Here is a 13,896-nt window from a genome sequence, read left to right as displayed (position 1 = left end):
AGGACCCCTGAACCGCAATACTACCACAATCGATCGACCCCGTGCAGTACGCCGATTACCGGCGACAGTTTTAAATATTAATATGACTAACTTAATGTTAGTATGAAAATCTCGCTACACGACAGTCCGAGCGGCGATGAGGGGGCATTCACCCGCTACGACTACGCCGGGACGACCGTCTTCGCGGCGGACCTCGGCATGCGCGGTAACGCGTCGGTCGATCTCGTCGACCACACCGCAATCGTCGTCTGGGACGACGACGAACAACTCGAATTCGAGATTCCCGTCGAGGGTGCGGCACGAGCGTTTATCAAAAATGGCGTGCTAACAATCGAGGTAGACCGATGAAGCTCACCGTCAAGCCCCTGAAGCAAAAAGACGCCGGCCGCGGTCTGGCCGCCATCGACCGCGCAGCAATGGCCGAACTCGATCTCGAAAACGGCGATTACATCGTCATCGAAGGGAAAGACGGCGGCCGCGCCGTCGCACGCGTCTGGCCCGGCTATCCGGAAGACGAAAATCGCAGCATCATCCGCATCGACGGCCGCCTCCGTCAGGAAGCCACCGTTGGCATCGACGACCGCGTGACGGTCGAAAAGGCGGACGTAAAGCCCGCCAAGAAGGTTACTGTCGCCCTCCCACAGAATCTTCGTATCCGCGGAAACATCGGCCCGTACATCCGCGACAAACTCGCTGGACAGGCCATCACGAAGGGGCAGACGGTCCCCTTCTCGCTCGGCTTCGGCCCGATGACGAGCATGTCGAACCAGAAGATTCCGCTGCGCATCGCTGGCGTCTCCCCCTCCGGGACGGTCGTGGTGACCGACTCGACGGAAATCGACATCAGCGAGAAGCCCGCGGAGCAGATTTCGGGCGCAGAGCGCACCAGCCCGCTCGGCGGCCCCTCCATCACCTACGAGGACATCGGCGGCCTCGACAAGGAGTTAGAGCAGGTTCGCGAGATGATCGAATTGCCGATGCGCCACCCGGAACTGTTCAAACAACTCGGCATCGAACCGCCAAAGGGCGTGCTCCTGCACGGCCCACCGGGGACGGGCAAGACGCTCATCGCGAAGGCCGTCGCCAACGAAATCGACGCCACTTTCGAGACCATCTCCGGCCCCGAAATCATGTCGAAGTACTACGGGGAATCGGAAGAACAACTCCGTGAGGTGTTCGAACGCGCAGAAGAGGGCGCACCGGCCATCGTCTTCATCGACGAACTCGACTCCATCGCGCCAAAGCGCGGTGAGACGTCGGGTGACGTCGAACGTCGCGTGGTCGCCCAACTCCTGTCGCTCATGGACGGCCTGAACGAGCGCGGACAGGTGACGGTCATCGGTGCGACCAACCGTCTCAACGCCATCGACCCGGCGCTGCGCCGCGGCGGCCGGTTCGACCGCGAAATCGAAATCGGCGTCCCCGACAAACAGGGGCGCAAGGAAATCCTGCAGGTCCACACCCGCGGGATGCCCCTCGCAGACGGCATCGAACTCGACATGTACGCCGCGAACACGCACGGGTTCGTCGGCGCGGACTTAGAATCGCTCGCCCGAGAGGCGGCGATGAACGCGCTGCGACGTATCCGCCCCGAACTCGATCTCGAGGCCGACGAAATCGACGCGGACATCCTGGAGACGATTCGCGTTACCGAAGACGACTTCAAACAGGCACTCAAGGGTATCTCGCCCTCGGCGCTTCGCGAGGTGTTCGTCGAAGCCCCGGACGTGACCTGGGAAGACGTCGGCGGTCTCGAGGACACCAAAGAACGCCTCCGCGAGACCATCCAGTGGCCGCTCGAATATCCCGAAGTGTTCGAGACCATGGGCATGGAAGCCGCAAAAGGCGTCCTCCTCTACGGCCCACCGGGCACGGGGAAGACGCTGCTCGCGAAGGCGGTCGCCAACGAGGCGGAGTCGAACTTCATCTCCATCAAAGGCCCCGAACTGCTCAACAAGTTCGTCGGCGAATCGGAGAAGGGTGTCCGCGAAGTGTTCGCCAAAGCCCGCGAGAACGCCCCGACGGTGGTGTTCTTCGACGAAATCGACTCCATCGCCTCCGAACGCGGCCAACGCATGGGTGATTCGGGCGTCTCAGAGCGCATGGTTTCACAGTTGCTGACAGAACTCGACGGCCTCGAAGAACTCGAAGACGTCGTCGTCATCGCGACGACCAACCGGCCTGACCTCATCGACTCGGCGCTCCTTCGACCGGGTCGCCTGGACCGCCACATCCACGTGCCCGTCCCGGACGAAGACGCCCGTCGCGCCATCCTCGACGTCCACACCACGGACAAGCCAATCGCCGACGACGTGGACTTAGACTGGCTCGCAAAGGAGACTGAGGGATACGTCGGGGCCGACTTAGAAGCGCTCGTCCGCGAGGCGTCGCTGGCCGCAAGCCGCGAGTTCATCAAGAGCGTCTCGAGAGAAGAGGTCGCAAAGAGCGTCGGCAACGTTCGCGTCAACCGCGAGCACTTCGAGAAGGCGCTCAAGGAGATTCAACCGTCGGTCACCGACGAGACGGTTCGCCGCTACGAGGAAATCGAACAGCGCTTCCAACAGCGCGAACCCGAAACCGAAGAGCGGGAGTTCAGCCGGACGTTCCAATAGCAACTTTTTGAGTGCGCGGCACGAGTCCGCGCACGAAAAACTTGCATGAAAAAACCGCTGTGATGGGCGTGTATTCCCCTCGCAATTTGAAAACGTTCATAGAAGCAGGAGACCTGCTTCGAGCCCTCGTTCGCTACGCTCACGAAGACGTGAAAAAGGGTTGCGAGCACTCCGTGCTCGCACGAAGAGGGTTCGAGATACGACTTTTGATTATTGAGCTTTGAGATTGTTGAAGTTCGAGATTGTAGAGGTTTGAGGATAGCCGTGTCGAGAGAATTCGCTTTGGGGAGCCGCCTGTAACGCGGTTCAGCCCTGCGCTTCGACTTCTTCGTGGTCGTACTTCGTCCGGAACTCCTGGATGAGCGTTCCCATCTTCGCGTACCAGTCGTTGAGCAGTCGCTGGAGGTCGTCTGCGACATCGTCTGCGTTCGCAATCTTGTACACGTGGTGGTAGCCGCCCTGTTCGTAGTTCACCTGCTCTTTCTGGACGAAACCTGCCGTGAGCAATCGCTGGACGGCCCGGTAGGCGGTCGATCGCTCGCGCCCCACGCGGGTCGCGATTTCGTCTATCGTGAGTGGTTCGTCGGTGGTCGCGAGCACCTGAAAGCATTCCCGGTCGAGTTCGCGAAGGCCGTGGAAACATTCGAGGAGCCCCTCACACTCCATGTCCTTTCGCAGTAGTTCTGCCATCGAGTCAGGCATCGGTTATCACTACCTACTCGGCGGAACGGCAATAATGGTTCGTATGCGGACCGTTGGAGGGTGTCGGGCGACCAATCATTCATCTCGCCAGTGCGCGAAGTATCTGGTATGGTTGCTCGCATCTCCGCTTCGGATCTCCGTCGGCTCGTCGACGACGACGCCGATTTCGAACTCATCGACACGCGCCCGCCGGACAACTTCGCGGCGTGGCACGCCCCCGGTGCGCGAAACGTGCCGTTCAAACCGGGAGACGTAGACGTCGCCCAACGGCTCCGCGAGCAAACCGGGCTCGAACCCGACGCCCGAATCGTCACCATCTGCGCGATGGGTATCACCTCGGACCACTTCGCCACGGCACTCGAACAGGCAGGCTACGAGAACGTCACCGTCGTCGAGGGTGGAATGCGCGCGTGGAGCGCCGTCTACGACACGGTCACCGTCCCGACAGACGCAGACGACGTGACCATCATTCAGGTTCAACGCCGGGCGAAGGGTTGTCTCGGCTACCTCGTCATCTCCCGTCGAACCGGAACCGCCGCGGTCATCGACCCGACCAGACACACGGCCGAGTTCGTCTCGCTCGCAGACCGCCACGAGGTCGAAATCACGGACGTCTTCGACACCCACGTCCACGCAGACCACATCAGCGGTGGCCGAAAACTCGCGGACGAAGTCGGGGCGACGTACCACCTCGGCGAACGTGCGACGGAGCGTGGCGTCCAGTACGAGTTCGACCCGCTCTCGCGAAACGACGTCGTCACTGTGGGCGACCTCTCGATAAAGGCGCTCGCCGTGCCGGGACACACCACCGAAATGGCGAACTATCTCGTAAACGACGTCGCCGTCTTCACCGGGGATACGCTGTTCACCGCGTCGGTTGGGCGAACGGAACTCCAATTTGGCGACGCGGCGGCCGCAGACGGTGCGGCGCTCCTCTACGACTCACTCCACGGCACCCTGCTCGCAGAACCGGACAGCGTCCTCGTCTGCCCTGGGCATTTCGCCCTCGAAGCCGACGGAACGTCCTCCGAGGTGACGCCGGGCGAACCGGTGTTCGCGACGATTCGAGCCCTCCGCACGGCGGCTCCGTTGCTCCAGTTGCCCGAGGCAGAGTTCGTCGCTCGACTCACGGCCAACCTCCCGGAGAAACCGCCGAACTACGAGACGGTCATCGCCATCAACACGGGGGCGCGGGACCTGACGGACGAACAGGAGGCGACGAAGTTGGAACTCGGGCCGAACAACTGCGCGATAGCCGAACAGACCTAGCTGAAGAATAGCCCTAGTTGAGTGGTTCCGCCGCGTCGCGGTCGACGAGCGGTTTTGCGTTCGCAGACGGCAGCGTCACCACGTCTTCGGCCGAGAGGAAGTAGGTTCGCTGGTCGATACCGAAGATTTCGCCGATGTCCTTCGTGATGCGGACGGTCGTGCGCTCGTCGTCTGCGTCGGCAGCCGATTCGTCCGCGTCCTCCGGCGATTCCTCGCCGTCGGTTGCTGTCGGTGCGTCTCCGGCGACCGCATCCGCTTCGGCCTCCTCGACGGCGTCCGGTCGATTCCCGTCCGGGTGTTCTGGCTCGTCTGGTGGCACTTCGGGTGTGGGGTCGTCCGGGGCTGGTTCGTCCGGCGGAATCGGTTGCGTCTCGTGGTCGGTTGCTGTCTCGTCGCCCGCGCCCATCATTTCGGCGGCGCTCACGCCGCCGGTCGATTTCGTCGGCTCCGATTCTGGGTCCGCGTCCGGTTCCGGGCCGTCGCTCGACTGTGGGCCTTCACCTGCAAGCACTGAGAGGACGTGGGCACGATTTTCCTCGATGGCGGTGACGAGCGTCTCGTAGACGCCCTGTTCCTCTGCGGTCAGGCCGTCGTCGTCCACCGGCATCCCGGCGGCGTCGAGACTCGCCATCTTCACGAGTTTCCCGATTCGACGCTCGTAGACGGCTTCGACGGTGCTCTCTGCGGTTTTGATGTCGTCCGAGAGCCGCCTGACCTCCGGTGAATCGAAGGGGTCGTCGGCACGCGCGGCGGCGGCCTCGCGCTCGTCGCGTAGCGACTGGATGAACTCCGCGGCATCTGCATAAAAGGTCTCGCGAAGATGCTGCAGGCTGTCCTTTTGGCGCTCTTTGCTCCGGACAGATTGCAGGTCGTCTAAATTCATTCTTTCCCCTTCTCGGCACGCCCTCTGGCCATGAGGAAGATGCCGAGATACTCTGGAACTGTAACATCTCCTTCTGACAGTGTAAAACTATCGCCACCGAGTTCGACCTCGCCGCCCGTTGTCACTTCGACCGTGATATCGTGTCCGACGAACGTGTCCGGAACCGCGGCGCGGAGCGGGTCGAAGTCGTCGAGTTCGTCGCGTTCGAGCCTGAGAACCTGCAAGCCACTGCCACCGTGGAGGCTCCCCGGCAGGCGGATGAGTCGGTTCGTGTCAGTCGTCACCGGTTCGTCGATGGGTGCGTTGTCGAGTTCGACGACCTCTGTCATCACGCTGCGGGCGATGCGGTAGAAGGCGGCGTGAACGTCGATGTTGCCTGTGGCGATGGCGTCTCGATTCGACTGGATTGCCGTGTAGGCGGCTTTCGCTCGGCCCTCGCCGACGCCCTCGATTGACTGGAGTCGAGCGAGCGCCGCCTCTTCTTCTGCTTCCAGCACGTCGTCTACGAACGCCATGAGGTGGCGGTGTGCTCGCTTGCCCCAGCCACCTCGGGTGCGGAGGGTTCGTTTGTCTGCGGGCGTCTTTCGACCCAATCCCTGAACCGATTCGGTCGCGATGAGTTCGTCGAAGTCGAGGCCGATGCCGCGGACGTAATCGACGATTTCGCGCCGTTCCTCGCGTTCGAGTGCGTTCACGCTCTCGTCTCTGACGTGGACGTGGTAGCCTCGGCCGCCGGAGAAGACCACCTGCATATTCGAAAACCCGAAGTCGTCTTCGAGAAACGAGAGCAGGCGAAGGAGTGCTGCCTTACATTTCGCGAGCATCTCCGCGTAGGAGTCCTCCCCGAGCGTCACTGCGGGCAGGTGGTCCGCGTCGAGGTCGAACACGAGGTCGGAGCCCTGCCAGCGTTTCTTCTGCATCGAGTTCGCACTCGGGTCTGCGTACTGCCCGGCCGAGAAGTAGACGTGGCGCGGACGCTTGTGTCTGAGAAACTCACCGAGGTCGCCTAAATCGAGCAGCGACCGGTGGCGAACCATCGTCGTGCCCGGACTGTCGGTCCACGGGATGAATCCCCACTCTCGCTCGTGGGCGTTCGGTGGTGGCGTTATCTCGTGGCGTCTGTAGTAGTCGCGAAAGCGGCCACGGAGATACGCACGCGTACGCTCTTCCATCGACCGGGATTCGTCGTACGGTTAGAAAGGACTTGCCCTTCACCGTCGCATGAACTCGGAGAATCGACTCGTAATCGAGTTGTTCCCGAGTCGCAAGTAATAGGCCGCACCGCCGTCTTCGTAGTAGTTCGTGACCTCCCGGACCACCCGGAAGCCGACGTGTTTGTAGAAGCCGAGCGCCCGCTCGTTCGTCGTCCGTGCGTGGCAACTCACCGACCCGTACTCCTCTGCGACAGCGCCGATGAGTTGTTCGGCGAACCCTTCGCCGCGATAGTCGGCGTCGATTGCGAGAAAGAGTATGTACCCGTCACGACGGACCGAGCAGAAACCGACGAGTTTCTCGACCGGTCCGTCTTCGATGAGGAGGTACGCCGTAGACCGGCGGTAGGCGTCCATGAAAAAGCCACGTCGCTGGCGCAGGAACCCCTCGTTCTTACGGATGTGTTCTTTGAGCTCCCAGGCCTCCTCCGCGAAAGCGTCATTGCCAGGCCCGGCGACGCGCAGTTCGATGTTGACGCTCACTACCACGGATGATAGCGACGGAGTTGATATAATACCACCGCCCCTGCCACAACATTTTCGGTAGTGCACCCATTCGACATGGCTAATGGAATCCGGAGACGGCGAAGCGAATCTACAACGCGGTCACGCGCAGGGGGCCAAACAACGGCTCCGTCAAGTGTTTTTAAGCGGTGCGGCGTTGACGATTCCACTCATCATCACGTTCATCGTTCTGGGATTCGTCATCAGATTCGTTTCTGACATTTTGGCTCCGTTCGTGATGGTCGCGAACATGGTCTGGACCATCAACATGCCGGGGTATCTGGTGCAGGCGACGGCAATCGTCGCGACGGTCATGCTCATCTTCATCGTCGGCATCATCTCCGAAGGGACGAGCGGCCAGCACATGGCCGACCGTTTCCACACGCTCGTCGAAGCCATCCCAGGCGTCGGCGGCGTCTACCACAGTTTCCGACGGATGAGCGACGTACTCATCGAGAGCGACACCCAGAGTTTTCAGGAGGTCAAAATCGTCGAGTTCCCACACGAAGGGGCCTACACCATCGGTTTCCTCACCGCGGACACACCCGAAGAAATCGAGACGGCTGCGGGTCACTCCGACATGCAGACGCTGTTTCTCCCGCTCGCACCGAATCCCGTGATGGGCGGGTTTCTGGTTCACCTTCCGGCCGACAAAGTCCACGACGTGGACATGACCGTCGAGGAAGGCGTCCGGGCCATCGTCACGAGTGGGGTCGCCGTGGGTAAATCCGGGGAGTCACACGCCGCGCTCTCCTCTGACCAACTCACCCGTCTCACGGGGATGTCCACGGCGGGCGAAGTCGAACCTGACGACAGCGAACAGGGCGTCACCGCACCGAATTCGGAGGGAACCGGCGGACAGAAAGGCGACGGTAGCTAATTGGGCAATATGACCGATTCCGAGGACGCACGATTCGAACTCCGTGAACACACCGCAGACGTCGGCGTCGCGGCCACGGGCGACACCCTCGGCGACCTCTTTGCGGCCTTCGGTGACGGCCTCACCGCCTGCATGTGTGACGCGTTTCCGGACACCGGCGAACGCTTTTCGTTTACCGTCCGCGCAGAGAACCGCGAGGCCGCCCTGTTCGACTATCTGGACCAACTCATCTACGAACGCGACGTGCGCCTCGTCCTCCCCGTGGACAACGAAGCGATCGTCAGCGAGGAGGACGGCGAGTGGGTCGTCGAGGCGAGCGCCCGCGGCGTCCCGCTCGCCGACGTCACCGCCCGCGACATCAAGGCGGTCACGTACGCCGAGATGCGAATCGAGGAGACGCCAGCGGGCTGGGAGGGCTACGTCGTATTTGACGCCTGACCGGGAGATGAAAACCTAAACCGGGTGGCGCTCGTAGAGTCAGCTATGACTACCTACGAAGCCGGTGACATCACGCTTCACAAGGTGCGCGAGTTCGTCTGGGAGATTCCCAAAGAAGGCGACATGCGCGTCCCCGCTCGCGTCCTCGCGAGCGAAGCCCTCTTAGACGAAATCAGCGACGACCTGACCCTCTCGCAACTCAAAAACTCGACGCACCTGCCGGGTATCCAGAAGCACGCCGTCTGTATGCCGGACGGTCATCAGGGGTACGGCTTCCCGGTCGGCGGCGTCGCCGGTATCGACACCGAAAACGGCTGTATTTCGCCCGGAGCGGTCGGGTACGACATCAATTGCGGCGTCAGAATGATGAAGACGAACCTCACCTACGACGACCTCAAAGGCCACGAGGAGGAACTCGTAGACGCGCTGTTTCGGGCCATCCCGTCGGGCCTCGGCGGCGGCGGCGTCGTCGAAGACGACATCGACACGGTGAACGACGTGCTCGAAAACGGGATGCGGTGGGCGTTAGAAAACGGCTTCGCAACCGAAGCCGACCTCGCCCACTGCGAAGACGAGGGATTCCGCCCGGACGCGCAACCGGAGAAGGTCTCCGAGAAGGCGAAAAACCGTGGCCGAAACCAACTCGGGTCGCTCGGCTCTGGGAATCACTTCCTCGAAGTCCAGCGCGTGACCGACGTGTTCCGTGAGGACGTGGCAGAAGCGTTTGGCCTGTACGAGGACCAAATCGTCGTCCTCATCCACTGTGGGTCGCGCGGCCTCGGGCACCAGGTCTGTACTGATTACCTGCGGAAAATCGAGAAACAACACAGCGGCCTGCTCTCGCAGTTGCCCGACCGGGAACTCGCCGCCGCGCCCGCCGGGAGCCAACTGGCCGAGGACTACTACGGCGCGATGTGTGCGGCCATCAACTTCGCGTGGGTGAACCGCCAGCTCATCATGCACCGCACCCGGCAGGTGTTCGCACAGGTGTTCGACCGGCCGTGGGAGGACATGGAGATGGAACTGCTCTACGACGTGGCCCACAACATCGCCAAGAAGGAGCTGCACGACGTAGACGGCGAACAGCGCGAACTGTACGTTCACCGGAAAGGGGCCACGCGGGCGTTCCCCGCCGGGCGACCGGAACTCCCGCCCGCCTACCGGGACGTGGGCCAGCCAATCATCATTCCGGGGTCGATGGGCACCCACAGCTACATCCTGCGGGGCGGGGAGAACTCCCTCGACCTCACCTTTGGCTCGACCGCTCACGGTGCGGGCCGAGTCATGAGTCGGACGAAGGCGAAACAGCAGTTCTGGGGTGAGACGGTCCAGGAGGAACTGCGCGACCAGCAACAGATTTTCGTCAAGGCCCAGTCCGGCGCGACGGTGGCCGAGGAGGCCCCCGGCGTGTACAAGGACATCGACGAGGTCATCCGCGTCTCGGACGCGCTCGGCATCGGCGACCGCGTCGCCCGCACGTTCCCCGTCTGCAACATCAAGGGGTGAGACGCGGACCCAGAAGTTCTTTTGCCCCGAACGAGAAGCCTCAGGTATGATAGACGAGACGGTCGAGGAGATTCTCGAGATGCAGACCCACAGCTCCTCGGTGGTCGCGGTGAAAGCCGCAACTGCGCTCGCAGACCTCACGGACCGCGAGTTCGTGACCGTAGAGGAGTACATCCGTGACCTGGAACGAAACAGCAGCGCGCTTCGCCGGGCGAACCCCTCGCACGCCTCGCTGTTCAACACGCAACGGCAGATCGTCGACCTCGTCACGGAGGGCAACCCCGAATCGGTCGAGGAAGCGAAAAAGCTCACCATCGCCGCCATCGAGGAGGTCGTAGACCAGGTCGAGAAGGCAAAAGACCGCGCCGCGGAGAACGCCGCGAACGCCATCGAAGACGAGATGACGATTCTCACCCACGACTACTCCTCGACCGTCCTCGAAGCCATCGAACTCGCGGTCCGCGACGGCAAGCACCTGACGGTCTACGTCACCGAGGCCAGACCACGCTACCTCGGACGAAAGACCGCCCGCGTCCTCTCGGGGATGGACCGCGTCGAAACGCACCTCATGGTCGACAGTGCATGCGGTCACTTCCTGCCCGACTGTGACGTGGTGCTGTTCGGGATGGACTGCATCGTCGGCGACCAGTTTTACAACCGCGTCGGCACGTTCCCGATTTCTGCGACGGCCGCGCAGGTGGACGTCCCTGTCGTCGTCATCGGGTCGCGGGCGAAAATCATCGAGGACGGCTTCGTCTTCGAAAACGAGATTCGCTCGGGCAGCGAGGTCATGCTCGAACCGGCAGAGGGCTTCAAACTGGAGAACCCCGCCTACGACGCGACGCCGATTCGCCTCATCGAGTCCGTCATCACCGACCACGGCACCCAGCAGTTCTAGCCGAGCAGTTTCTCTTTGAGGTCGGCCGGTCCGTTCGCCACGTCGTCTGCCGCCGTGAGATTCTGCCCGGGTGAATCGGGTGCGTAGCCGATGCAGTACATCCCCGCCGCAACGGCCGCCTGGACGCCGTGGGTCGAATCTTCGACGACCACGCAGGCCGACGGCTCGACAGAGAGCCGTGAGGCGGCGTGGAGGAAGATGTCCGGTTCCGGCTTGCTCGCGCCGTCGATGTCCTCTGCGCTCACGACGAGGTCAAACGCCTCGTGTAAGTCGAATCGGTCGAGGACCATTTCGATCCAGTCGTGTTTCGACGAGGAGACGAGGGCGACTTTCACGCCCGCCGCTCGCAGCGAGGCGACGAGGTCGCGAAAGCCCTCCATTAGCGCGACTTCTTCGCGGTAGATGTGAGAGGCTGCGGTGTCGTAGCGACCGAGGAACTCGGCCTTCGACACCAATGTCTCGAACTCCGCGTCGAGGAAGTCGTAGATGTCTTCGACGTTCATTCCGGTCGTTTCTGCGGGTGTGATGTCACCTTCGACCGTCTCCGGGAAGATGTGGTCACGTTCCTGTTGTATCCAGTAGCGTTCCGAATCGACTATGACGCCGTCCATGTCGAACAGCACGGCTTCAGTCTGGTTCACACCGTGTCCCACCGCAGATTCGATAAAATAACTACCGGGCGTGGGTTCGCCTCCCTCCCGCGTCCCGCCTCACATGTACATTCGGTCTTCGGGTTTGGCCTTCGATTCGACCTTTTCGAGCCGATTCGCGAGGTCGGCGTAGTGTTGCTGGACGGCCTTCGCGAACGATTCGAGCGGCTCTGTGTCCACCTTCAGGTCGTACACCTGGTTCATCGCCTCTAACAGTCTGAGCGCGGCTTCCACGTCGGGGGCCTGCCCGTGGACTGGCGTCGTGTAGACGCAGGCGGAGAGCGACGAGTCGATGCCGCGCTCGATGATGCTCCCGTTGATGCCGTCGAGATAGCCGTTTGCCATTGCGGGGATGGTCGCTCCGTCGAGTCTGCGCTTTCTGTAGTCTTCCGTCGCGATGTAGAACGTGCGGTGGTCGTCCGGTCCGTGAGGGACGGGAACGCCCGAGAGGATGCAAATCTCGTCGACGTCGCTTTCGTCTGCCCACTTGAGAATCGCGTCCGCGAACGGGTCGGCCGCCCAGACGGGGACGAACAGTTCGCCCACGAGGAACGTGATGTCGAGGCCATCGCGGGAGAACAGTCGCGTGTGGTGGCGCGGACGACCGTTTTTGAACGGCGTTATCGACGGCAGGGCGTCGGTCGTGATGTAGCCGGTCTGGCGGAGGTCGAGATGTTCGACGAGGTAGTCGACCGCCGTCAGGCCGGCGAGTCCTGGCTGGGAGAACCCCGCGACGAGCGTCGAGGACGGCTCTTCTTCCTGTGTGACATTGAACATGCGTTCGAAGGCGGCAGGCATTCGATAGTCCATAGGTTCGTGTTCACACGCAACCCGTTTAGTCGTTGTCGCGGGGCGGTACGCAACGCTTTTTTCGCCGGCCGGTGACGGGGTGAACATGACGAGACTGGGATGGGTGGTGCTCCAGAGTACGGAGACGACGACGGCAGCGGGCGACCAGCCGTCGCTGTTCGACGGACTCCCCGGATTCATCCCTGAGATTATTCCGAGAATAATCATCGCTGTCGCCATCGTCGTGGTGGCGTATTTCGCCTCACGGACGCTCGTCCAGTTACTGAGTCGCCGTATTGCGCGGCGCTTTCGTCGGCCCAGCCTCACGCGAACCGTCCTGCGGTCGATTCAGACCCTCATTCTGCTGGCCGCCGGGTTCCTCGCCATGTTCATTCTCGGGCTCGAAATCTCTGACCTCACGCTCTCTGTGACCGTGTTCTCCGCAGCGGTCGGTTTCATCCTCGCGCCCATCATCGGGAGCATCGTAAACGGCCTGTTCGTCCTCTCTGACCAGGCCTACGAAATCGGCGACATGATCGAACTCGTAGACCGGGGTCAGACTGGCTTCGTCGAGGACATCACGCTCCGGTACACCAAGATTTTCACTCTCGACAACACCTTCCTCGTCATCCCGAACGGACAGATTCGGGACCGCGACGTCGTCAACTACTCCGCGGAGGACGAACGGACCCGGCTCGCTCTCGACATGACGGTCACCTACGAGGGGGATTTGACCGAGGCCCGCAGGCTCATGGAACAGGCGGCAGCGGAGGTCCCCGACGTCATCGAAGGCGGCCCGGACATCCGCATCGGGAGCGCCCGGTATCCCGCGAAACCCACCTGTTACATCGACACCTTCGCAGACCACGGGGTGAACCTGCGGCTTCGTTACTGGGTGAAACAGCCGTACAAACTGCTCTCTGCGCGGTCTGCGGTTCAGGAGAACGTGTGGGAACGCCTCGACGAAGCCGACGTGTCGATTCCGTACCCCCACTCACACGTGGTGTTCGACGAGACGAGCGGCGAACTCAACGTCTCGATGGACGAGGGACTCAGGCAGCAGACGCGGTAATCACTTTGCAGTCTAACTTTTCGTTCAGGTAGCGCTCGATGTCCGGGTCGTCGATGAGCGCCCGAACCATGCGCCGCCAGCGGCTCACCTGTTTGCGTCCGATGACGACCACGTCCGCGCCCTCCGCGGCGACTTCGTCGAGGATGGTCTCCTCTACGAGAAAGCCCTCACGGGTGACGTAGCGGGCGCGGGGCAGGCGTCCGAACTCGCGTTCGACGGCGGCCTTCAGGTCCGTGCGAGAGATGTGCCGACCGGACTGGTAGAGATTCACGTGTAACACCGTGAGGTCTGCGTCCTGCTCGTCTGCGACCTGAATTGCCTTCTCGACTGTAGCGCGTGAGTGCTCGGTCAGTGGGAACCGGACAGGGACGATGACGAGCGTCATTGCATTTGCGAACACGGGCGAACGGCCTGAACCTTTTGTTTACAGCCCACATCGTCTGACACGTTTCGTCACAAGCGGAGATGGGACAGTTCTTTAT

General features: G+C 62.0%; 15 protein-coding genes. 8 read left to right on the top strand and 7 right to left on the bottom strand.

Annotated elements, in window-relative coordinates; translation table 11 throughout:
* Positions 1-102 precede the first annotated feature (102 nt).
* Together P0648_RS12605 and P0648_RS12600 are read left to right on the top strand one after the other, a co-directional pair.
* A complete protein-coding gene (locus P0648_RS12605; RefSeq protein WP_276246913.1) occupies positions 103-348 on the top strand; it encodes a hypothetical protein in 246 nt (81 codons plus the stop codon).
* Positions 345-2,612, top strand: coding sequence for a CDC48 family AAA ATPase (locus P0648_RS12600; protein WP_277504212.1), 2,268 nt, complete (start codon positions 345-347; stop codon positions 2,610-2,612). The genes P0648_RS12605 and P0648_RS12600 overlap by 4 nt, the downstream gene beginning before the upstream one ends.
* Before the next feature lie 306 nt (positions 2,613-2,918).
* Here the strand turns inward: P0648_RS12600 and P0648_RS12595 are convergent, their stop codons facing one another.
* Complete coding sequence (locus P0648_RS12595; RefSeq protein ID WP_276246915.1) at positions 2,919-3,314, bottom strand: helix-turn-helix domain-containing protein; 396 nt, start codon at positions 3,312-3,314, stop codon at positions 2,919-2,921.
* Positions 3,315-3,422: 108 nt separating this feature from the next.
* Between P0648_RS12595 and P0648_RS12590 the strand changes: the two genes are divergently transcribed.
* Positions 3,423-4,583, top strand: a complete 1,161-nt coding sequence (locus P0648_RS12590; protein WP_276246916.1) for a rhodanese-like domain-containing protein — start codon at positions 3,423-3,425, stop codon at positions 4,581-4,583.
* Positions 4,584-4,596: 13 nt separating this feature from the next.
* Here P0648_RS12590 and P0648_RS12585 read toward each other — a convergent pair whose 3' ends face one another.
* The 3 genes from P0648_RS12585 to P0648_RS12575 are packed head-to-tail and all read right to left on the bottom strand — an operon-like array spanning position 4,597 to position 7,160.
* Positions 4,597-5,466 (bottom strand): hypothetical protein, encoded by an 870-nt coding sequence (locus P0648_RS12585; protein ID WP_276246917.1) that lies wholly within the window; start codon positions 5,464-5,466, stop codon positions 4,597-4,599.
* The gene (priS, locus tag P0648_RS12580; protein ID WP_276246918.1) at positions 5,463-6,638 is read right to left on the bottom strand and encodes a DNA primase small subunit PriS; all 1,176 of its coding nucleotides are present in this window, start codon (positions 6,636-6,638) and stop codon (positions 5,463-5,465) included. The genes P0648_RS12585 and priS overlap by 4 nt, the downstream gene beginning before the upstream one ends.
* A 39-nt stretch (positions 6,639-6,677) precedes the next feature.
* Complete coding sequence (locus tag P0648_RS12575) at positions 6,678-7,160, bottom strand: N-acetyltransferase (RefSeq protein ID WP_276246919.1); 483 nt, start codon at positions 7,158-7,160, stop codon at positions 6,678-6,680.
* 85 nt (positions 7,161-7,245) lie between these two features.
* Between P0648_RS12575 and P0648_RS12570 the strand changes: the two genes are divergently transcribed.
* From P0648_RS12570 to P0648_RS12555, 4 genes are read left to right on the top strand one after another with little or no spacing between them, the layout of a single operon-like run.
* Entirely contained in the window at positions 7,246-8,061 is an 816-nt protein-coding gene (locus P0648_RS12570) for a DUF502 domain-containing protein (protein WP_276246920.1), read from the top strand.
* A gap of 9 nt (positions 8,062-8,070) precedes the next feature.
* On the top strand, positions 8,071-8,499 hold the full coding sequence (locus P0648_RS12565; RefSeq protein WP_276246921.1) for an archease: 429 nt from the start codon (positions 8,071-8,073) through the stop codon (positions 8,497-8,499).
* Positions 8,500-8,544: 45 nt separating this feature from the next.
* Positions 8,545-10,005 (top strand): RtcB family protein, encoded by a 1,461-nt coding sequence (locus P0648_RS12560; protein WP_277504211.1) that lies wholly within the window; start codon positions 8,545-8,547, stop codon positions 10,003-10,005.
* A gap of 46 nt (positions 10,006-10,051) precedes the next feature.
* Positions 10,052-10,903 (top strand): translation initiation factor eIF-2B, encoded by an 852-nt coding sequence (locus P0648_RS12555; protein ID WP_277504208.1) that lies wholly within the window; start codon positions 10,052-10,054, stop codon positions 10,901-10,903.
* Here P0648_RS12555 and P0648_RS12550 read toward each other — a convergent pair.
* Together P0648_RS12550 and P0648_RS12545 are read right to left on the bottom strand one after the other, a co-directional pair.
* Entirely contained in the window at positions 10,900-11,544 is a 645-nt protein-coding gene (locus P0648_RS12550) for an HAD family phosphatase (RefSeq protein ID WP_277504205.1), read from the bottom strand. The genes P0648_RS12555 and P0648_RS12550 overlap by 4 nt on opposite strands.
* Positions 11,545-11,613: 69 nt before the next feature.
* Positions 11,614-12,363, bottom strand: coding sequence for a proteasome assembly chaperone family protein (locus P0648_RS12545; RefSeq protein WP_276246925.1), 750 nt, complete (start codon positions 12,361-12,363; stop codon positions 11,614-11,616).
* Positions 12,364-12,448: 85 nt separating this feature from the next.
* Here P0648_RS12545 and P0648_RS12540 point away from each other — a divergent pair, with 85 nt between their 5' ends.
* Complete coding sequence (locus P0648_RS12540; RefSeq protein ID WP_276274826.1) at positions 12,449-13,414, top strand: mechanosensitive ion channel family protein; 966 nt, start codon at positions 12,449-12,451, stop codon at positions 13,412-13,414.
* Here the strand turns inward: P0648_RS12540 and P0648_RS12535 are convergent.
* Positions 13,395-13,799 carry a universal stress protein gene (locus tag P0648_RS12535; protein WP_276246927.1) on the bottom strand — a complete coding sequence of 135 codons (405 nt, stop codon included), beginning with the start codon at positions 13,797-13,799 and terminating at the stop codon, positions 13,395-13,397. The genes P0648_RS12540 and P0648_RS12535 overlap by 20 nt on opposite strands.
* Positions 13,800-13,896: the final 97 nt, after the last annotated feature.

This window comes from Haladaptatus sp. DYSN1, from assembly GCF_029489995.1.
GTDB lineage: Archaea > Halobacteriota > Halobacteria > Halobacteriales > Halococcaceae > QDMS2.
Note: the sequence above shows the minus strand (reverse complement) of the source record. Positions and strands in the feature narration are given on the sequence as shown.